General features: G+C 61.2%; 16 protein-coding genes. 4 read left to right on the forward strand and 12 right to left on the reverse strand.

All coding sequences use genetic code 11. The features are described 5' to 3' along the window. The first annotated feature begins 179 nt into the window (after positions 1-179). Complete coding sequence (locus ACP7BS_RS01355; RefSeq protein ID WP_426235506.1) at positions 180-584, forward strand: ACT domain-containing protein; 405 nt, start codon at positions 180-182, stop codon at positions 582-584. Here the strand turns inward: ACP7BS_RS01355 and ACP7BS_RS01360 are convergent. Further along, the gene (locus ACP7BS_RS01360) at positions 577-2580 is read right to left on the reverse strand and encodes a CocE/NonD family hydrolase (RefSeq protein WP_426235507.1); all 2004 of its coding nucleotides are present in this window, start codon (positions 2578-2580) and stop codon (positions 577-579) included. The two genes, ACP7BS_RS01355 and ACP7BS_RS01360, sit on opposite strands and share 8 nt — an antisense overlap. 26 nt (positions 2581-2606) lie before the next feature. Next, positions 2607-4196 (reverse strand): ABC transporter substrate-binding protein, encoded by a 1590-nt coding sequence (locus ACP7BS_RS01365; protein WP_426235509.1) that lies wholly within the window; start codon positions 4194-4196, stop codon positions 2607-2609. A gap of 134 nt (positions 4197-4330) precedes the next feature. Between ACP7BS_RS01365 and ACP7BS_RS01370 the strand changes: the two genes are divergently transcribed. After that, the gene (locus ACP7BS_RS01370) at positions 4331-5116 is read left to right on the forward strand and encodes a helix-turn-helix domain-containing protein (protein ID WP_426236446.1); all 786 of its coding nucleotides are present in this window, start codon (positions 4331-4333) and stop codon (positions 5114-5116) included. Between the two features lie 67 nt (positions 5117-5183). Then, a complete protein-coding gene (locus ACP7BS_RS01375) occupies positions 5184-5525 on the forward strand; it encodes a hypothetical protein (RefSeq protein ID WP_426235511.1) in 342 nt (113 codons plus the stop codon). 61 nt (positions 5526-5586) lie between these two features. Here ACP7BS_RS01375 and ACP7BS_RS01380 read toward each other — a convergent pair whose 3' ends face one another. The 9 genes from ACP7BS_RS01380 to ACP7BS_RS01420 all read right to left on the reverse strand — a co-directional run bounded on the left by ACP7BS_RS01380 (position 5587) and on the right by ACP7BS_RS01420 (position 18032). Further along, positions 5587-7236 carry an ABC transporter ATP-binding protein gene (locus tag ACP7BS_RS01380; RefSeq protein ID WP_426235513.1) on the reverse strand — a complete coding sequence of 550 codons (1650 nt, stop codon included), beginning with the start codon at positions 7234-7236 and terminating at the stop codon, positions 5587-5589. After that, positions 7229-8056 (reverse strand): ABC transporter permease, encoded by an 828-nt coding sequence (locus ACP7BS_RS01385; RefSeq protein WP_426235515.1) that lies wholly within the window; start codon positions 8054-8056, stop codon positions 7229-7231. Before ACP7BS_RS01385 ends, ACP7BS_RS01380 begins: the two co-directional genes overlap by 8 nt. After that, on the reverse strand, positions 8053-9162 hold the full coding sequence (locus tag ACP7BS_RS01390) for an ABC transporter permease (protein ID WP_426227548.1): 1110 nt from the start codon (positions 9160-9162) through the stop codon (positions 8053-8055). The genes ACP7BS_RS01385 and ACP7BS_RS01390 overlap by 4 nt, the downstream gene beginning before the upstream one ends. Beyond that, positions 9162-10751 (reverse strand): ABC transporter substrate-binding protein, encoded by a 1590-nt coding sequence (locus ACP7BS_RS01395; protein ID WP_426235517.1) that lies wholly within the window; start codon positions 10749-10751, stop codon positions 9162-9164. Before ACP7BS_RS01395 ends, ACP7BS_RS01390 begins: the two co-directional genes overlap by 1 nt. Positions 10752-11055: 304 nt before the next feature. Beyond that, positions 11056-11838, reverse strand: a complete 783-nt coding sequence (locus ACP7BS_RS01400) for a carnitinyl-CoA dehydratase (protein WP_426235519.1) — start codon at positions 11836-11838, stop codon at positions 11056-11058. 5 nt (positions 11839-11843) lie between these two features. Then, positions 11844-13898 (reverse strand): acetate--CoA ligase family protein, encoded by a 2055-nt coding sequence (locus ACP7BS_RS01405; protein WP_426235521.1) that lies wholly within the window; start codon positions 13896-13898, stop codon positions 11844-11846. Positions 13899-14142: 244 nt separating this feature from the next. Next, on the reverse strand, positions 14143-15303 hold the full coding sequence (locus tag ACP7BS_RS01410) for an acyl-CoA dehydrogenase family protein (RefSeq protein ID WP_426235523.1): 1161 nt from the start codon (positions 15301-15303) through the stop codon (positions 14143-14145). Positions 15304-15452: 149 nt separating this feature from the next. Continuing rightward, positions 15453-16943, reverse strand: a complete 1491-nt coding sequence (locus ACP7BS_RS01415) for a carnitine 3-dehydrogenase (RefSeq protein ID WP_426235525.1) — start codon at positions 16941-16943, stop codon at positions 15453-15455. Positions 16944-17129: 186 nt separating this feature from the next. Next, positions 17130-18032: a 3-keto-5-aminohexanoate cleavage protein gene (locus tag ACP7BS_RS01420; protein ID WP_426227559.1), complete on the reverse strand. Its 903-nt coding sequence runs from the start codon at positions 18030-18032 to the stop codon at positions 17130-17132. A gap of 112 nt (positions 18033-18144) precedes the next feature. On the opposite strand from ACP7BS_RS01420, the gene ACP7BS_RS01425 reads away from it, so the two are divergent. Next, positions 18145-19116 carry a GlxA family transcriptional regulator gene (locus ACP7BS_RS01425; RefSeq protein ID WP_426235527.1) on the forward strand — a complete coding sequence of 324 codons (972 nt, stop codon included), beginning with the start codon at positions 18145-18147 and terminating at the stop codon, positions 19114-19116. 83 nt (positions 19117-19199) lie between these two features. On the opposite strand, the gene ACP7BS_RS01430 is transcribed toward ACP7BS_RS01425, so the two are convergent. Continuing rightward, the gene (locus ACP7BS_RS01430) at positions 19200-20594 is read right to left on the reverse strand and encodes a LysR family transcriptional regulator (protein WP_426235528.1); all 1395 of its coding nucleotides are present in this window, start codon (positions 20592-20594) and stop codon (positions 19200-19202) included. Positions 20595-20726 lie beyond the last annotated feature (132 nt).

Below are 20726 nucleotides of genomic sequence, written 5' to 3' on the forward strand. Positions count from 1 at the left end.
GCTTTGGTACAGGCACCCGCTACCGATTGCAGCGATATGCGCCCTTGCTTTATGAGCAAACTCTGGCCAACAGAGGCCGGCTGGTCAAATCGCAAATGCGTGCGTAACGCCAAAGTGACAAGCCTCCGAGCCGGATACACGTCGGTGTGATCCAGCAGGGTTAAGGCAAGGGGAGAGAAATGAGCGGCATTACCGATCTCAAAACGCTGTTGCGCGAGATGCGGCCGGACTTGCGGCCGGGCGACTATGTCTATTGCAGCGTTCCGGCAGATGCGGATGAATGGCTTTCGCTGAAGCCGCTGGGCTTCTTTCGCGAGGACGAGGGGCTGACCCTGATTGTCGAAAAGGCTGATGCCGACAAGGCCGGGCTAAGCTATGGCCCGGTGATGCGCTGCATCACGCTGACGGTGCATTCGGCGCTTGAGGCCGTCGGGTTGACGGCGGCGGTTGCGGTGGCGCTGACGCGGCATGGCATCAGCGCCAACGTGGTCGCTGCCTATCACCACGACCACGTTTTCGTGCCTGCTGACGATGCGGAACGGGCACTTGCGGCCCTGGCAGAGGCCGCCCCCGTTCTCACATGAAGTCGCGTGGCACGCGCGTTTCGTCGAAAGTTTTTTCGAAGATCTGCGTCTCCCCTTCGAAAGCAACTACGGAAGCAGACGTCAGCCATTCGGTCGCCGTGCAGGCGATCCGCGAGACCGAAACGGTCTTGACCGACCAGTTTTCGCGTTTCGCGATACAGGTCCAGGTCGAAACTCCCGTCATCGACAACGGGTCGTCCGTGGCGATCGTCCAGGTTTCGTCGCGGATATCCTGGGTGGCCAGACCGGTATCGGGGTGTTCGGTCAGGCCGCCATCCTCGTAGATGTAATAGTGCGTCCGGCCTGTCGTCATATCGCGCTCGACCCGGCGGCGGGTGCTGCCGGCCGTATGCTCGATATATTTCGGCAATGGATCGGGATTGGTTGGCTCCGGCATGGTGATGACCTGATGTTCGCCGAGCTTTGGCATAGCCAGTCCCAGCGTGGCGAGATCGAGCGTCAGGCCGGGATCGGACGGGGCGGGCAGGATCATCGGCCAATAGGCGGTGGAGAGCGACAGCCGGATGCGATGCCCCACGCCAAACCGGTAGCCGCAGGCGTCGAGCACCAGCTGCACCCTGGTCTTCTTGCCGTTTTCCATCGGCTTCGGCTCGGCATTGCCATCGCGGTGGGCAAGGTTCAGCACGCCGAATGTGACGCGGGTGGCGCTGCCGTCGGGATGGATATCGACGACACGGACAACAAGATTGGCCCAATCGTCATCGCAGGTCAGCTCAACCGTCAGCACCGGCTGTCCGAGATAATCGACGGCCTCTGTCAACGGCGCCGTTTCGAAGGTCAGCGAACCGGCATCGTCGATGCGCTGGTCGCCGGCCATTTCGGCGTCGGGTTTCAGGGTGAACCATTCGCCGGACGCCGTGCCGGTGTCGAGCGGCGATTTCAGGTAGGCGTTGTGATCATGGGCGCCGGCAATCGGCATGCCCTCGTTAAGGCTGCCGAACTGGTCGATATAGAAGGTCTGCATTTCGGGCGGATGCCACTCGTCCTTGGCCACCCAGAAACCGGGCTCGACATTGCGGCGCAATGCCGGTTTCGGGCCGTCAAGGATGAAGGCGCGCATCTGCGGCAGCGCTTCGACGCCGGTTTCTTCGCCGCGCAGCCAGTGGTTCCACCAGGCAATCGCCTCGCCATGGAAATCGGCACGCGGTTTTGGCCAGGCGAAATGCGGATATTTGTGTACCCATGGACCGATCAGGGCTTTCACCTTGTCGCCCAGACCTTCAGCTGCCTTCATCGGCGTGTTGCGGTAGCCGTCGGCCCAGCCGGCAATGACCATGGCGGGGACCGGAAAGCCTTCGAAATCCTCGCAGATCGAGCCGTGCTGCCAGAATGCGTCCCGGCGCTGGTGCTTGAGCCACTCTTCCATGAAATAGGGCTCGTTTTCCAGCCGTTCCAGCCACATGTCCTTCCACTTGTCGCCGACCAGCGCCGGATCGGGCGAGCGCGACTGATAGGCAAGCATGGTCGCAGCCCAGGAGAGCTGGGCTGAAAGATGGGTGCCGTTCTTGTAGTGGATGTCGTCATTGTAGCGATCGACGGTGGAGGCGATGGAGATCACCGCTTTCAGCGCCGGCGGCTTCAGGGCTGCGACCTGCAGGCAGTTGAAGCCGCCCCAGGAAATGCCCATCATGCCGACATTGCCGTTCGACCAGGGCTGGGCAGCGATCCAGGCGATCAGCTCACAGCCGTCGCTGAGTTCGCGTGGCGTGTACTCGCCATCGATGACGCCGTCGCTTTCGCCGGAGCCGCGGATATCGACGCGCACACCGGCAATGCCGGCCGCCGCAAATACCGGATAGGTGGATTCGTCGCGGGCATTGGTGCCGCCGCGCTTGCGATAGGGCAGGTATTCGAGCACCGCTGGAACGGGGCTGGCGTCAGCGCCGTCCGGCATCCAGATGCGGGCGGAAAGCCGGGTGCCGTCGGCGAGAATAATCCACTCGTTCTCGATCAGGGTAAAGCTGCGTTTGGACATGCTATCCATCTCTGTGATTCCGCTTTTCAATTGTCGAACCAGACGCGGCTTGCCACGTAGCCGTTCGAAAGGTCATTGCCGATATCGTGGACAAAGCCCTTCAGCGATGTCGAAGCGGCGTTCACATAGTCGTTGAAGACCGGCAGGATGAGGCCGCCTTCGTCCCGGACCGTCAGCGCCATGGTGCGATAGAGCTCCTTGCGTTTGGTCTCGTCGAGTTCGGAGCGTGCCTGGAGCAGGATCTTGTCGAAATCGTCGCGCTTGAAGCGGGTATCGTTCCATTCAGCGGTCGACAGATAGGATGTCGAGTAGCGCGAATCCTGGGTTGGGCGGCCGCCCCAGTAGGAGGCGCAGAACGGCTGGACGTTCCAGACATTGGTCCAGTAGCCGTCTTCCGGCTCGCGCTGGACCTCGATCTGGATGCCGGCCTTGGCAGCACTTTCCTGAAACAGCACGGCGGCATCGACGGCACCAGCAAAGGCTGCGTCCGAGGTGCGCAGCGGGATCGGCCGGTCGTGGCCGGATTTCTTGTAGTGAAAGGCCGCCTTATCCGGATCGTAAGTACGCTGTTCGATACCTTCGGGCGCCAGCGCATAGTTCTCGTTGACTGGATAGTCGTTGCCGATCTTGCCGTAGCCGCCGAGGATGCGGTCGAGAATGGCCTGGCGGTCGATGGCGTATTTCAGCGCCAGCCGCAGGTCGGTATTGTCGAAGGGCGCAGTGTCGCAGTGCATCAAGAAACTGTAGAAGCCTTTGCCTGCGGTTTTCAGGATCTCGACTTTTGGCGCGCGCTTCAGCATCGGGACCGTCTTCGGATCGATATTGTTGATGAAATGCACTTGGCCGGAGGCAAGCGCCGCGACCCGTGCCGTGTTGTCGTTCATCACGATGATTTCGACACTGTCGACGAAACCACGATCCGAGCGCCAGTCGGCGGCGTTTTTTTCGAAGGTGGCGCGCAGTCCTGCTTCATAGCTCGAAAGCTTGTAAGGGCCGGTTCCGATCGTCGAGGTAGGATTGCTGACGCCGCCGCCTGGCTGGATGATCAGGTGGTAGTCGGTGAGAATCAGCGGCAGGTCGGCATTGCCTTCGGTCAGCGTCAGGACAAGCTCGCCGCCCTTGTCCTCGATCGTCTTGATCGAGCGCATCAGGCCGAGTGCTCCGGACTTGGAGCCTTCGTCGGCATGGCGCTTCAGGGTGGCGATGACATCGGCCATGGTCAGCGGGCTGCCATCGTGGAACGTCACGCCGCTGCGCAGCTTGAATGTCCAGACCGAAGCATCGGGCGACGGCGTCCAGGATTCGGCAAGCGAAGGCAGGGCAGCACCTGTCGCCGGATCGGACTCAACCAGCGTATCGCCCCAGAGATGGCCTATGGTGAACAGGACGGAACCGCTATAGGTGGCCGGATCGAGGGAATCGGTGGTGGCGCCGCCCTTGAGGCCAAGCTTGAGGTGGCCGCCACGCTTGGGCTCCTCCGCGCTCGCCTTGCCGGCGATCAATGTGCCGGAGAAACCGGCTGCAAGTCCGAACGCTACCGTGCCGCCGAGGAAAGTCCGGCGATTGACGCCGCCGCTGGCAATCAGGCCGTCGGGCTTCTGGGTGAAATCACGCATTCGCTGTTCCCTTTATCGCTGTTTTTCATCAGGAAACGTAACGGTAAAAGTGATGGGCACAATTTCGCGACTTGACGCTGATTGACGCGACTTTACGCTATGAAAAACTGCGAAGGGAATTGTCCGTGTCCGGTATCGATGCTTTTACGGAAAATCTGCGCTTTGCCTGCGCCACGTGGCCGTCGATATCGCAGATCTGCCGGGAGATCGGCATCAATCGCCAGCAGTTCAACCGTTATATTTCCGGCGAAGCCCGGCCGTCGGCGCACAACCTTGCCCGGATCGCGGCATTCTTCGGGGTGGGGGCTCAGGACTTTTCCCTTGCTTCGTCGGTATTCCAGACACGCTTGATGCGCCCGGATCAGCGCAGGGTGGATGGCGGCCTTTTGCTGGAAGGACTTCCGGGCGATCTGCCGTCTCTTCGCCGCCATCTGGGCTATTTCCAGACCTATCATCTATCACCCTCCTGGCCGGGCCTTGTCGTCTGTTCCTGTGCCCGGCTTCTGGAGGAAAACGGTTCCGTCCACGTCAAATCGATCGAACGCATCCGTGATGCGGCCCACGAGATCCGGCAGTATTCGAAATATGTGGGGCTGGCGGCGTTCCTGCGAAACCGCATTTTCATCACCGAGCGCAGCGTCAGCCGGCAGCCGATGATGTCGCAGACGATTTTGATCCCGTTCGAGGTGCACCAGAGGGTCTATCTGCGCGGCGTCACCATGGGGGTTTCCTGGCGCAAGGAAAACCTGCCTTACGCCTCGCGCGTCATTTGGCGCCATCTCGGCACCAATCCGGACAAGCGCCAGGTTTTGTCGCGCTGCGGCGTGTTGCCGGAAAACTCGCGGCAATTGCCGGCAACCGTGCGCAGCTATTTTGATACGCCGTCATCCGGCATCCTGTCCGTTCCGGAGAATTTCTAGGCAGCCCGTCGCGCTGCTGTCCGTTTCGTCATAAGGTTCGAGCGACGCAAGCGGGAAGGATATTGTCATGTTGAAGGTGGTTGTTGCTGGATTGATGCTGATCGGCTTTTCCGCCCCGCCGGTTATTGCCGACGATGCGGCGCCTTCGCCGCTTGCCGGCTGCGCCATGTCCGGCGCGTCGAGTGTTTTCATCGGCGGCGCGCCGGCGCTCAGGCTGTCGGATGTCGTCAATTGCCCCGCCGATCGCTACGAAATCGTTCCAGGCATCATGATCGAAGGTCAGCCGCTTGTCCGGGTGCGTTCCGGATCATCCGAAAAAGCCGATTGCGCCACCAAGGGCGAAACGACGGTCACCGCAAACAACCAGCCCATGCAGCGGCTGGGCGATGTCAGTTGTAACACCAAATAGTCAGCTGACGGCGTTCCTTCCCTTCAATAAATGCGTGAAGGGAAGGCCATTTTTGTGGGTTTCAGTTGCCGGCGCTTTCCATCCGGCGGGTGGTCAGAACCTTTTCCAGCCAGCCGATTTCCATCTCCGGAACCGACTTCAAGAGCAGGTCGGTATAGTCGTCGAACGGTGGCGAAAGCACTTTCGACTTCGGCCCGAAGCGCACCAGCTTGCCGCGATGCATGACGGCGACCGAGTCGGCGATGGCGCGGACGATGGCGATGTCGTGGGTGATAAAGACATAGGAAACAGCGGTTTCCTCCTGAAGTCTCAGAAGCAGATTCAAGATACCTTCGGCCACCAGCGGATCAAGAGCCGAGGTCGGCTCATCGCAAAGGATCAGTTCCGGCTTTGCCGCAAGCGCCCGTGCGATCGCTACGCGCTGCTTCTGGCCACCCGACAGTTCGGCCGGGTAGCGGTCGAGGAAACGGTCGCCCATCTCGATCTGGTCGAGCAGCTGCTTGACCCGCTCCGTCTTCTTCGCCCCATGCAGGCCGTAGTAGAAGGAAATCGGCCGGCCGATGATATCGCGAACGGTCTGGCGCGGGTTCATCGCCGTGTCGGCCATCTGGTAGATCATCTGCACGCGGCGCAGCTCTTCCTTGCTGCGCCCGCTAAGCGCCTTTGGGAGCACCTTGCCGTCAAAGGTGATCGTGCCTTCGGAGGGCGGCAGAAGCCCGGTGATGACGCGGGCGAGCGTCGACTTGCCGGAACCGCTTTCGCCGACAATCGCCAGCGTCTGGCCCTTCGGCAGGTGCATGGACACATTGTGCAGCACCTTGAAGCCATTGGCGTATCCGGCGCTGATATGGTCGATCTTCAGCAGCGTATTGCTCTGATCCCTGGCTTCGTCGCGGCGCGCCTGGCGGACGCTGACCAGCGCTCGCGTGTAGTCCTCGTTCGGCGCCTTGATGATCTGCCTGGTCGTGCCGTATTCGACGGTCTTGCCATGGCGCAGCACCATGATGTCGTCGGAAATCTGGGCGACGACGGCAAGGTCGTGGGTGATGTAGAGGGCCGCCGTATGCGTCTCCTCGATCGCATGCTTGATCGCCGCCAGCACATCGATCTGCGTGGTAACGTCAAGCGCTGTGGTCGGCTCGTCGAAGACGATCAGTTCCGGATTGGGGCAGAGCGCCATGGCCGTCATGGCGCGTTGCAACTGGCCGCCGGAGACCTGGTGGGGATAACGGTCGCCAAACGTTTCCGGGTTGGGCAAGCCGAGCACCTGGAACAGATACAAGGCCCGCTTTTCGGCTTCCGGCCGGGTCATGATCTTGTGGCGCAGTGCCGCCTCGATCACCTGTTCGCCGAGCTTGTGGGCCGGGTTGAAGGCTGCGGCTGCCGATTGGGCGACATAGCAGACCTTGCAGCCGCGGATGGTGCGGACACCGTCGCGGCCGAGCGTTAGGATGTCCTTGCCGTTGAGCAGGACCTGACCGCCGGTGATCGCGGCGCCCCCACGGCCGTAAGCAAGGGCGGAGAGGCCGATGGTCGATTTGCCCGCACCGCTTTCGCCGATCAGGCCAAGCACCTTGCCCTTCTGGACGTCGAAAGAGACATTTTCCACTAGGGTCACCGTTTTCGGCGGTTCGCCCGGCGGATAGCTGGTGGCTTCGATCTTCAAGTTCCTGACGGACAGAAGACTTTTGTTAGGCAAAGATTCAGGCATCGCCGCGCCCTCCCTTGAGGCTCGAGGTACGCTTCATCAGCCAATCGACGACGAGGTTGACGCAGATCGCAAGGCCGGCAATCGCACCACCCGGCACAAGGGCTGCCGAGATGCCGAAGATGATGCCGTCCTTGTTGTCCTTGACCATGCCGCCCCAGTCGGCGGCTGGGGGCTGAATGCCGAGGCCGAGAAAGGAGAGGGTGGAGAGGAACAGGATGGAGAAGGCGAAACGCAGGCCGAACTCGGCCAGAAGCGGCGACAGGGTATTGGGCAGGATTTCCCGAAAAATGATCCATCCGGTGCCTTCGCCGCGAAGGCGTGCTGCCTCGACGAACTCCATGACGGCCACATCCAGCGCCACGGCACGGCCGATGCGGAAAACGCGGGTACTGTCGAGGATGGCCATGACTAGGATCAGGATCCACAGCTGCTGCGGCAGGACGGCCAGCACGACCAGCGCGAAAATCAGCGTCGGGATGGCCATCATCAGATCGTTGAAGCGCGAGAACAGCTGATCGATCAGGCCGCCGGTGACGGCCGCCGTGAACGACAGGAGCATGCCGAGCGAAAACGAGATGACCGTTGCGGCAAGCGCCACGAAGATCGTCGTTCTCGCCCCGAAGATCAGGCGGGACAAGAGGTCCCGGCCAAGGTTGTCGGTGCCGAGCAGGAAGTCGCCGCCCATCGGCAGCCATATATCGCCGACGACATCGCGTTCGCCGAACGGCGCGATCCAGGGTGCGAAGATGGCGCAGAAAAGGGCCAAGGCGATGCCGATGAGGCCGACCCAGGCGCTAAGGGGAATGGAGCTCAATCTCATCGTGGGTGCCTCAATCTCGGATTGGCGAGGATGGCGAGAATATCCGCCGCCATGTTGAGGAAAATGTAGAAGGCGGCAAAGATGAGGCCGCAGGCCTGCACCACCGGCATGTCGCGTACCGTGACCGCATCGACCATGTACTGGCCCATGCCCGGATAGACGAACACCACTTCCACCACGACGACGCCGACCACGAGATAGGCGAGGTTGAGCGCGATGACATTGATGACCGGGGCGACGGCATTGGGAGCGGCGTGCCTGGCAATGATGCGGAAAGCGCTGAGGCCCTTGAGTTCCGCCGTCTCGACATAGGCAGATGCCATGACGTTGAGGATGGCCGCACGGGTCATGCGCATCATATGGGCAAGAACCACCAGCACCAGAGTTGCCACCGGCAGCGCGATGGCGGAGAGCCGTTCACCAAAGCCCATACTGTCGTAGACGGTGGATGGGAAGGTCGCGACCCCCATCTGAACGGCAAAGAACAGGATCAAGAGATAGCCGACGAAGAATTCCGGCAGCGAGATGGCGGCCAGGGAGATCACGTTGATGATCTTGTCCGGTAGCCGGTTCCGATATTGCACGGCGAGCATGCCGAGGGCGACGGCGAGGGGAACGGACACGATCGCGGCGAAGAAGGCCAGGAACAGGGAGTTTCCAAGCCGCTTGCCGATTTGCTCGCTGACGGAGTTCTTGCTGGCCCAGGATTTTCCGAAGTCGCCCTTGACCGCGCCGCCAAGCCACGTGAGGTAGCGTTCGGCAAGCGGCTTATCGAGGCCAAGATCCTTGCGGATGTTTTCCACCGCCTGCGGAGTGGCCGACTGGCCGAGATAGGTGGTGGCGAAATCACCCGGCAAGGCTTCCACGCCGCCGAAGATCATCAGCGACACGGCGAAAAGGAGACCAACGCTCAAACCAAGACGCTGGACGATGAGAGCCGCCAAGGGGCGGCGAAGGGTGAAACGGCGCCAGAACGTGCCGGTGACGGCCGATTCGGGCGTCACCATTGCTCCGGAAACGGGCGCAGGCTGCGAGAGGCTTTCGCCCCCCGCAGTAGCAGTACCCGTTATCAACGCCGGACCCTTGATCGGTCCGTCGCCCGTCATCAAGCGTCAAGCCAGACGCGGGTTGCGACGTAACCGTTCGACATGTCGTTGCCGATATCGTGGACATAGCCCTTCACCTGCTTGGTGGAGGCGTTCACGAAGTCGTTGAACATCGGCAGGATCAGGCCGCCTTCGTCGCGGACCATCATGGCCATCGAGCGGTACATGTCCTTGCGCTTGGTTTCATCCAGTTCCGAGCGGGCTTCAAGCAGCACCTTGTCGAAGTCGGGACGCAGGAAGCGCGTGTCGTTCCAGTCGGCGGTCGAAAGGTAAGCCGTCGAGTACATCTGGTCCTGGGTCGGTCGGCCGCCCCAGTAGGATGTCGAGAAGGGCTGCACGTTCCAGACGTTCGACCAGTAGCCGTCGCCGGGTTCGCGCTTCACCTCGATCTCGATGCCGGCCTTCTTGGCGCTTTCCTGATAGAGCACCGCCGCATCGACGGCACCCGGGAAGGCCACGTCCGACGTGCGCAGCAGGACCGGACCGCTATGGCCGGACTTCTTGTAATGGAAGGCCGCCTTGTCCGGATCGTAGGCGCGCTGCTCGATGCCTTCCGGGAAGAGGGCATAGGTCGAGTTGATCGGGAAATCATTTCCGACCTTGCCGTAGCCGCCGAGGATGGTTTGCACCATGTTCTCGCGGTCCATCGAGTATTTCAACGCCATGCGCAGGTCGTTATTGTCGAACGGCGCGGTGTTGCAATGCATGATGAAGACGTAATGGCCACGGCCGGCAGTCGAAAGGATTTCGACGGTCGGCGCGCGCTTCAAGAGCGCCACGGTCTTCGGATCGACACGGTTGATATAGTGAACCTGGCCCGAGGAGAGCGCCGCAATACGCGCCGTCGCATCGTTCATGTTGATGATTTCGACACTGTCGACATAGCCGCGGTTCGGGTTCCAGTCGTTCTGGTTCTTCTCGAATGTGGCACGTACGCCGGGCTCGAAGCTGGTCAGCTTGTAGGGACCGGTGCCTATAGCAGCGTTCGGATTGTCATAACCGCCGCCCGGCTGGATGATCAGATGGTAGTCGGACAGAAGCAACGGCAGGTCGGCATTGCCCTCGGTCAGGGTCAGGACGAGATCTCCGCCCTTTTCCTCGATCGTCTTGATCGACTTCATTACGCCGAGCGCTCCGGATTCCGACTTCTCGTCGGTATGGCGCTGCAACGTCTTGACGACGTCGGCGATGGTCAGTTCCTTGCCGTCGTGGAAAATCACGCCCTTGCGGATCTTGAATGTCCAGACGGCGGCATCCGGCGAGGGTTCCCAGCTTTCAGCCAGTGCCGGTACGGCTGCCCCCGTCAACGGATGGGATTCGACGAGCATATCGCCCCAGTTGCGGCCGACGCAGAACAGCACCTGCGACAGCGCCTTGGCCGGATCAAGCGCATCGGTGGCCGAACCACCTTCCAGGCCGAGCTTCAGGTGGCCGCCCTTTTTCGGCTCCTGTGCCTCAGCGCTAGAGGCAAACAAGGTGCCGGCGCTGGAGAGCGCCACACCGGCAGCCACGGCGCGGCCGATGAATTCGCGGCGGTTCATCTTGCCCAGCATGACCTGATTGGCGAGATAGTTCTTGTAGTCACTCATTCCCCTGTTCCTTTTTGTTGTATGGCTTTTCGCCGTTTATTGTTTTCTGCAATTGTTACCGATCGTGTGTTCCTAGAATGCTTGCCCGGGGGCAGGTAGGCCAGTCACTTTTGCGGTTGGTTTGCCGCGATCGAGCCTTTCGTGAAATGGGAGTTTCGACGCCGAAAACCCCGTTAAAATTAATGGTATCTGCTGAGAGATGCTCTGTATTCACGTAAAAATTTTGCAGTTATCATAAGCAAGGCTTATGAGAGTAGGACACAGAAAACCCTGTCACCCCGTTGTCCCTTATGCAGCGCGGCAGTTATTTTCCCTTCCACACCGGATCGCGTTTTTCCGAAAAGGCCCGCGCGCCTTCCAGCTGATCGTCGCTCGAATAAAGGATGTCGACCGTCTTGAACTGGCGCTTGGTGATCTTGTTCATCGTCGTCTGGAAATCCTCGCCCTCGGCAGCGCGCACCACTTCCTTGATGGCGGCGTAGACCAGCGGCGGGCCGCTTTCGAGCAGGCGGGCGAGTTCCCAGGCACGCTCCATCAGTTTGTCGGCGGGCAGGATCTCGTTGACAAAGCCCCAGCGGTGCGCCTCGGTGACATCCAGCCAGCGGCCGGTGAACAGCATGTCCATGGCGATATGATAGGGGATGCGCTTGGGCAGCTTGATCGAGGCGGCATCGGCGACGGTACCGGAGCGGATTTCCGGTAGCGCAAATGTTGCATGTTCGGCGGCGAGGATCAGGTCGGCCGACAGGGCGATTTCCAAGCCGCCGCCGCAGCAGATGCCGTTGACGGCAGCGATGACCGGCTTGTTGAGGTCGCGCAGTTCCTGCATGCCGCCGAAGCCGCCGATGCCGTAGTCGCCATCGACCGCATCGCCGCCGGCAGCCGCCTTCAGATCCCATCCTGGACAGAAGAATTTTTCACCGGCGCCGGTGATGATCGCGACGCGCAACGTTTCGTCGTCGCGAAAGCCGGCGAAGATTTCGCCCATGATGCGGCTGGTCACCAGATCGATCGCGTTGGCCTTCGGCCGATCGATGGTGACTTCGAGAATGCCGCCTTCGCGGCGGGTTCTGATAGGTCCGGTCATAGGCGTCATTTCCTTCGACGGATCAGGGCATCGGCTGCAACGGTTCCAGACCCTTGCGGCAACACCATGATAGGATTGATATCGAGTTCTTCGAGTATTGTAGCGTTTGCTGCGACATAGGATGCGACGGCAGCGACAGCGGTTGCGAGCGCTGCAATGTCGCCCTTCGGGCCGCCGCGATAACCATCGAGCAGTTTCTTGATTTTCAGGCCGGAAATGGCTTCGGTAATGGCTTCCGGCGTGGTTGGAAGGATCAAAATCGCCGAATCCTCCAGCAATTCGACCAGAATGCCGCCCGCGCCGATGGTCAGCACCAGTCCGGCAACGGGATCTCGCAGTGCCCCGACGATGATTTCAGCGACGGGTTTTGCGATCATTTTTTCAACGAGATAGCCGGACGCAACGCTTTTCATGGCGTCTGCCGCGTCCAGAACCGACTGGCGGTCGGCCAGATTGAGTTTGACGGCTCCCGCTTCGGTCTTGTGGGCGACGCCTAGACCTTTGAGCACCACGGGAAATCCGAGGGTTTCGGCTGCGTCAGCAGCTTCGTCTGCCGTGGAGGCAGTTTTGCCCATCGGCACAACGAGACCGAATTTCGCCAGTTCGGCCTTAGCCTCGTTCTCGCTGATCGTGATGATCGCGCCGTCTTCCGCACGTGCGGACAAAAGCGGTGCCGGAGCCGGTTTTGCCCAGATGGCGCCGATGCCGGCCGAGATCTCGGCAGCAGCCAGTGCCTCGTCGATGCCGGAGAAGGCAACGACACCGGCAGCCATAAGGGACAATGCCGTGTCTTCCGGCATATTTTCGCCAAGGCTGGCGACGATACCGGCAACGGCGCCAGTTGCGTTGGCGGCGGCAATCACGGCATCGCAGGTGGTGTTCCAGTCGGCCGCGTCGCAACGGTCCTGTCGGGGGAAATCGAGCACGATGAGATTCAGCGCATAATCGCCCTTCATTATCGCTGTAAACGCTATCGTCTGCTTCTCCAGATTGCCCCAGACAAAAGTGTGGTAGTCGAGCGGATTGGCGATGGTGACCATTTCGCCGAGGCTTTCGCGCAAGGGCTGGCGCTGTTCGTCCTTCAGCGCCCGGAACATGGTCTTCCGTTTCACGCCTGCATCGGCCATCAACGAAGCCTCGCCGCCGGAGCAGCTCATCGAGGAGACGTCATAGTTTTTCAGCGGCGGGTGCAGATGGAGCAGTTTAAGGGTTTCCAGCAGTTCCGGCAATGTATCGACCCGGCCGATGCCGAGACGTTCGAGCACGGCGCTTGAAACGGCGTCGTTGCCCGCAAGAGATGCGGTATGCGAGACCGTCGCCAGCTGGGCGGCTTCGGATTTTCCGACCTTCAGGGTGACCACAGGCTTTTTCAGTTCGCGCGCCCGCGTTGCCAGCCGCTGCAGGGCCTCGATGCTGTCGAAGCCCTCGATATGCAGGCCGACGGCGGTCACGCGCGGATCTTCGAGTGCTGCGATGGCGAGTTCGGAAAGGCCGGTCTGCGCCTGATTTCCGGCCGTCATGATATAGGCGAGCGGCAGGCCGCGCATCTGCATGGAAATGTTGCAGGCGATGTTCGACGACTGGGTGAGAACGGCAACGCCGCGCGCGACGCGCTGCATGCCATGCTGGTCCGGCCAGAGCAGGGCGCCGTCGAGCGCATTGATGAAGCCGTAGCAATTGGGACCGACGATCGGCATGTCACCGGCGGCTGCGACCAGCGCTTCCTGCAAGTCGCTGCCATCGGCAAGCTCGCTGACGGCTTCGCGAAAACCGGATGCGTAGCAGATGGCGCCCCCGGCACCCCTTGCGGACAGATCGCGGATGATCTCGATGGTCAGCTGGCGGTTGACGCCGACAAAGGAAGCGTCGGGCGCTGCCGGCAGTTCGGCCACCGAGCGATAGCAGCGGCGGCCGAGAACTTCGTCCTGTTTGGGATGCACCGGCCAGATATCGCCGGTGAACCCCATCTTGTCACATTGTTCGATGACCCGGCGCGCCTCCTTGCCACCGAAGACGGCGATGGATTGGGGCCGGATCAGGCGGTCAAGGGATCGCGTCATGATCTTGCTCCGAACACGCCGTTCCTCTTCTCCCCATCGGGGAGAAGGTGGCCCGAGAGGGCCGGATGAGGGGGGCGCAAAGCGCAGAAATGGCGAGTTTGAGCCTTGGAGTTATCATTCGCACCGGCTCGGGGCGATGGCTTCGCCCCCCTCATCCGGCGCGTTGCGCCACCTTCTCCCCGCTGGGGAGAAGAGGGAGACTGCCGCGCCGTCTGAAACAGAGACATGGATATTATGATCATCCTCACGCTCCGAGCGGCCGCAGGAGGTCGCGGCTGATGATGTGACGCTGGATTTCCGAGGTGCCGTCCCAGATGCGTTCGACACGGGCGTCCCGCCAGAAACGGGCGAGCGGCAGGTCGTCCATCAGGCCCATGCCGCCATAGATCTGGATCGCTTCGTCGGTGATGCGCGACAGCATTTCCGAGGCATAAAGCTTGGCCGAAGCGATCTCGCGGTTGGCCGGAAGTTTCTGGTCGAGCCGCCAGGCGGCGGCCAGAGTCAGGTAATCGGCCGCATCGATCTCGGTGATCATGTCGGCAAGCTTGAAGGAAACACCCTGGTTGGCGCCGATCGGCTTGCCGAACTGTTTTCGCTCGGCTGCATAGGGTAGCGCATAGTCGAACACCCGGCGGGCGCGGCCGACGCAGGTGGCGGCAACGGTGATGCGGGTGGCGTAGAGCCAGTCATTGGCGATATCGAAACCCTTGTGGACTTCGCCGAGAATGGCGGACGAGGGCAGGCGGCAATCATCAAAAGAGAGAATGCAGTTCTTGTAGCCGCGATGGGAGACCGAGTCGTAGCCGTTGCGTATTTCAAAGCCCGGTGTGCCGCGATCGACGAGAAAACAAGTGATCTTCTTCTTCGGGCCGCGCGGGGTCTCCTCTTCGCCGGTGGCGATGAAGACGATGACGAAATCGGCGATATTGGCATGCGAAATGAAGTGCTTGGTGCCGTTGACGATCCAGTCGTTGCCATCGGGCTTGGCAAAACATTTCATGCCGCGCACGTCGGAACCGGCATCCGGCTCGGTCATGGCGAGCGCATCGAATTTCTCGCCCTTGACGGCGGGGATCAGGTATTTTTCGCGCTGCTCGTCATTGCAGGCCATCAGGATGCCGGAGGGGCGGCCGAAGAACACGGTAAGGCCCATCGAGCCACGGCCAAGCTCGCGCTCGACCAGCGTAAACGTCTGGTGATCAAGGCCGGCACCACCGACCTCTTCCGGCATGTTGCAGGCGAAAAAGCCGAGATCCTTGCACTTTCGCGCAATCTCCTGGCCGAGCTCCTTCGGCACGATGCCGGTGCGCTCCACCTCGTTCTCGTGCGGATAGATTTCCGTCTCGACGAAGCCTCGCACGGTATCGACGATCATCTGCTGTTCTTCGTTCAGTGCGAAATTCATATCAAATCCCTCCTTTTTTGCCTTCGGCGCGCATGTGCTCCGAGGCGCTCCCTCCCCCTTGTGGGGAGGGTTGGGGAGGGGACTTTTTTAAAGAAAGAACCCCTCCCGGCCCTGCGGGCCACCCTCCCCACAAGGGGGAGGGAAAATCACTACCTTTTCTGCCCCACAGCGCGTCCGACACCATCCGGCTTCGGCAATCCCGCGTGCGCCTCCGCAATCGCCTTCACCCGATCAAGCACGGAGGCTGGTGCAGGCACCGCCTTGCTCTCCTTGGAGGCGACGTGCAGCATCATCTGTTCGGCGGTTGCCACCGCCTCATCGGTGGCCGCGTTGTAGATGGTCGAGAAGATGTGCAGGCGCTTCTCGTCATAGGAGAGGATCTGGCAGGTTGAGTAGAGGGTATCACCGAGCTTGGCCTCGCCGAGATTGCGGATATGGGTTTCGACCGTATAGTAGCTGTGACCGTTCTTGACATAGTCCAGATCGACGCCGATCAGGCGCAGGATGCCGTCGGACGTATCGCCGAACACCTGCAGGTAGCGGTGCTCGGTCATGTGGCCGTTGTAATCGACCCAGGCGGCGTTGACCTTGGTGTCGAGGATGCGGATCGGCTGGGCGTCTCCCAGATCGGTCTTCGGCTTTTCGGCGTTGGCCCACAGGCTCTGCTCGAAGTCTGCCAGAAGCTTGCCGGCGCCCCAGCCCTTGCCGCCGTCGCCGCTCTTCAGCGCGTGCATGATGCCGACGAGGTTTTCGTCGCGGATGCGCTCAAGATCGCGGATGCCACGGGCGCCGGATTGCGCATCGGACTGGCCGGCGATCTTGTTCACCAGTTCATCGTCGAGATCGACGACATCCATCAGCTTGGTCCACGGCCAGGACAGGCAGGGGCCGAACTGGGCGAGGAAGTGGCGCATGCCGGCTTCACCACCGGCAATGCGGTAGGTCTCGAACATGCCCATCTGCGCCCAGCGCATGCCGAACGAATAGCGGATGACGTCGTCGAGCGTTTCGGTGTCGCAGATATCGTCCTTGATCAGCCACAGGCCTTCACGCCAGACGGCTTCGAGAAGACGGTCGCCGACGAAGGCTTCGATCTCCTTGTTGATGATGACGCCCTTCATGCCGATCGGTGCAAGCTTGGCTTTCGCATCCTGCAACGTGGCTCTGCTGGTCTTTTCGCCGCCGACCAGTTCGGCCAGCGGCAGCAGGTAGACGGGATTATAGGGGTGAGCGACGAACATGCGCTCGGGATGTTTCATGTCGCGCTGCAGCTCGGTCGGCATGATGCCGGATGTGGACGAGCCGATCAGCGCTGTCGGCGAGGCGGCGGCATCGATCTGGGTGATGACGTTGCGCTTCAGATCCACCCGTTCGGGAACGCTTTCCTGAATCCAGTCAGCGCCTTGTACCGCTTCTTCAACGCTCTTGACGAAGGTCAGCTTTCCCTTGGGAGGCAGCGGCGCCATGGTCAGCATGGCATAGGCACGCTCGGCATTGGCCAGCACTTCGCCGACGATGCGTTCTGCTTCCGGATGCGGATCGAACATGTTGACGTCGATGCCGGCCAGGATAAAGCGCGCCGCCCAGGCCCCGCCGATAACGCCGCCGCCGATGCAGGCCGCCTTGGTGATTTTGGTCATTGGTATTCCACCTTTGTTGTTTTAAGGCCCCGCCCCAAACCCCTCCCCACAAGGGGGAGGGGCTTAACTCGCCGCTCCAACATCAATCCACATCAACGTTTCAGCTTGCTCTGCGCTCAATTTTCTGGCGCGGACGGTGCCGCATATTTAGCCCTCCCCCTTGTGGGGAGGGTTGGGAGGGGTCTTTTATCGCTTCGTCAGCTTCAGCTTCTCACGCACTTCCGCCGGGCCGATGATCTTCGCGCCCATGCCTTCGATGACGCCAACGGCCTTTTCGACGAGCTGGGCATTGGTGGCTAGCTGGCCCTTGCCGGCATAGAGATTGTCTTCCAGCCCGACGCGGACATTGCCGCCGGCGAGAACGGCTGCGGCCGGATAGGCGAGCGCGTTGCGGCCGATCGAAAAGGCCGAGAAGGTCCAGCTGGACGGCACGTTGTTGACCATTGCCATGAAGGTGTTGAGGTCGTCGGGCGCGCCCCACGGAATGCCCATGCAGAGCTGGATGAGCACCGGGTCCTCGATCAGGCCTTCTTCGACGAGCTGCTTGGCAAACCAGAGGTGACCGGTGTCGAACGCCTCGATTTCCGGGCGCACGCCCAGATCGGTCATCATCTTGGCCATGGCGCGCAGCATCGACGGCGTGTTGGTCATGACATAATCGCCGAGCGAGAAGTTCATCGTGCCGCAATCGAGCGTGCAGATTTCCGGCAGGCATTCGGCGACGTGGGAAACGCGCTCTGTGGCCCCGGCCATGTCGGTGCCGTTGGGGTTGAGCGGCAGCGGGCTTTCGACATTGCCGAAAATCATGTCGCCGCCCATGCCGGCCGTCAGGTTCAGGACCACATCGACATCGGCGGATCGGATGAGATCGGTCACTTCCTTGTAGAGGTCGTTGCGGCGGCTCGGCGCACCGGTCTCGGGATCGCGGACGTGACAATGGACGATCGCAGCGCCCGCCTTGGCAGCATCGATGGCCGATGCGGCGATTTCCTTTGGCGATCTTGGCACATGCGGTGACTTGCCGGCGGTATCGCCGGATCCGGTGACTGCACAGGTGATGAAAACGTCGCGGTTCATGCTCAGTGGCATAAAAGACCTCCCCTTGTTCTTGGCGTACATTACGAGGCAAGAATGACGGCTCTGCTTTTCATTTGTGGATGTTTGTTATACATTTTCGGAAGAAAAATCCGGAGATGAGCGAATGCTCGTTGCAAGCGACGGGACCCAGCATATCGATCTGCTGGTGTTGCCGGAGACCAATCTGATCCTCGTCGCATCGGTGATCGAACCGCTTCGCGCGGCAAACCGCATTGCCGGAAAGGTGCTCTACGACTGGGAGATTTTCAGCCCGGACGGCCAGGCGATCGAGACCAAAAGCGGCATCCCGATCCCCGTTGCCGGGCCGTTCCGGCCGCAAAACGAGACGGCGCCGCTGTTCGTACTCTCAAGTTACAATTGGCGGGCCTATGCGACGACGCAGCTGAAGATGCTTCTGTCGAGAACCGCACGGCATCGCGAAATCATGGCCGGGATCGAGGCTGGCAGCTGGTTTCTGGCCGAAACCAGCCTGCTCGACAATTTCTCGGCCACCAATCACTGGGAGGATTTTGAGGATTTTGCCGCCGCCTATCCGCAGATCAATATGGTGCGCGAGCGTTTCGTCATCGATGGCAAGCGGATCACCACCGGCGGATCGTTGCCGACGCTCGACCTGATGCTGGAACTGATCCGCCGCCAGCACAGCTATTCCCTGGCGCTCGAAGTGTCGCGCCTGTTCATCTACGAACAGGAGCGCATGCGAGGAGACCTTTTGCAGATGCCTGCCATCGGCAATATGCGCATCCTCGATGCCCGGGTCGGGTCGGCCGTCAAGCTGATGGAGGAGACCGTCGATGCGCCCTTGACGCTTGCCCGTCTCGCCCGACGGACGGGGGTCAGCGCCCGCCATCTGCAGGACCTGTTTCAGGAGACGATGGGGGTGGCGCCGCATGCCCATTACCTGGCGCTCAGGCTAAATGCGGCGCGGCGCAATGTGATCGAGACCCGGGCGGATTTTGCCGATATCGCCGCCGCCACCGGCTTCAATTCCTCCTCGGCTTTTTCCCGAAGTTATCGCGCCCACTACCGCGAAAGCCCAAGCGAGACGCGCAGGCGGGTCAAGCTGAAGATCTGAGACGGTAAGTTCATGAAGTGATTCAACGTCGGCGGATTTCTGAGTCACATCAGATGCTTGCCGCCCGTCGTGCAGGAAGTGATTCAATCGGGATCAACCGCGATGCCGGATGTCTGCTCTGCCAGCATCATGCCGAGCATCGCTTCCGCCACCTGCCGGGAAAGGGCGTTTTTCTGCCAGGCCAGCGACAGGCTTTGCATGTAGTCTGGGCCGAGCCTATGCATCGCCGGGGGATTTCGGACGCGGGCGGCGGAGCTTTCAGGCAGCACCGAAAGATAGCCGTGGTCCATCACCAGATTGAGGATGACGGGGATCGAATCGACTTCGGTCAAGGTCAGCCTATTGCGCTCCTGTTCGGTCAGCGTCGCCTCGATGAAATGGGCCGCCTGCTGGCGTAGTCCGCTCTTGAGGCTGGGCACTGCGATCGGATTGGCCTGCAGCAATGCGGCGATATCGTCGCCGTATCTTGCAAAAAGTGACGGGTGGCCGGCGAGCGCCAGCGGCGTGCGCGAGATCAGAGCGCCTTCGAACTCGGACGGGAATGTTTCCAGATCAAGCAGCACCACGTCGAAGCGGCGGTTCTTCAGTCCGGCAATCAGTTCGTCGGCGGTCGTACTGGAAACGAACAGCGGCTGGCGCGGGCGGGCGCGATGCCACTTGGCGGTCAGTGCGGCCAGCATGCGGGCGATCTCGCTTTCCGGCCCCAGCGGCATCACCGAGCCGAACCGCCAGGTCGCCGCCGCCCGGCGGAACCGGTCGCCGGAGGCCCGCGACAGCCTGCGCCAGATGTCGAGCAGGTTTTCGACGATCGGGATCGCCGCCAAGCCTAGCGCTGTGCAGGTGATGCCGGATGGCGAACGGATCATGAGCGTATAGCCGAGGTCCCGTTCCAGATCGTTCATCTGCCGCGTCAGCTGCGGTTGGCCGGTTGCCGATATCTTGGCGGCGCCGCGAATGCTGCCGCTACGGGCGACGCTGACAAAGCGTTCCAGCGCGGTCAGGCTGATCGAGGGTATTGAACAATGAATGTGAGCGTTGGCGATGCTCTCCCTCTTCTCCCCGGCGGGGAGAAGTGCCGAACGCAGTGAGGCGATGAGGGGGCGGTTCGGCACATTCACAGCTTGTCGCCCCCTCATCCGGCCCTTCGGGCCACCTTCTCCCCGCTGGGGAGAAGAGGGAGCCGACTGAAAACTATTCGATCGTAGTGGTTCTGGCCGGGGATCTGAGGTCGTTGCAGGCCGTAACAGGGATTGGATCGCCTCGTTTGCGGCCGCAAGGTCAGCCATCCGGCTCTGCGCCTCCAGCGTCGGCACGAGATTGCCGCGTTCGCGCCGGACAAGAGGGACGGCGATGGCGGCTTCGAAGCGTTTCAAGGCTGCACTGACGCTTGCGGGTGGCCTGCCGCTCACCTTTGCTGCCCGGCGAATTCCGCGCTCTTCAAGGACCGCGTGGACTAGGGCAAGGGTGGCGATGTCCATCGGCGATCTTGATCCTCAAAGTGAAATTAAAGGCTGCTGCCAGTCTGTACCGTTATCGGCATCTCATGTTTCATTTTTGGGATATAACACAAACCGGGATATTGGGCATAGCATGTCGCCAACAAGGTGAGT

The sequence above is a fragment of the Pararhizobium sp. DWP1-1-3 genome (assembly GCF_049896125.1).
Classification (GTDB): domain Bacteria; phylum Pseudomonadota; class Alphaproteobacteria; order Rhizobiales; family Rhizobiaceae; genus Pararhizobium.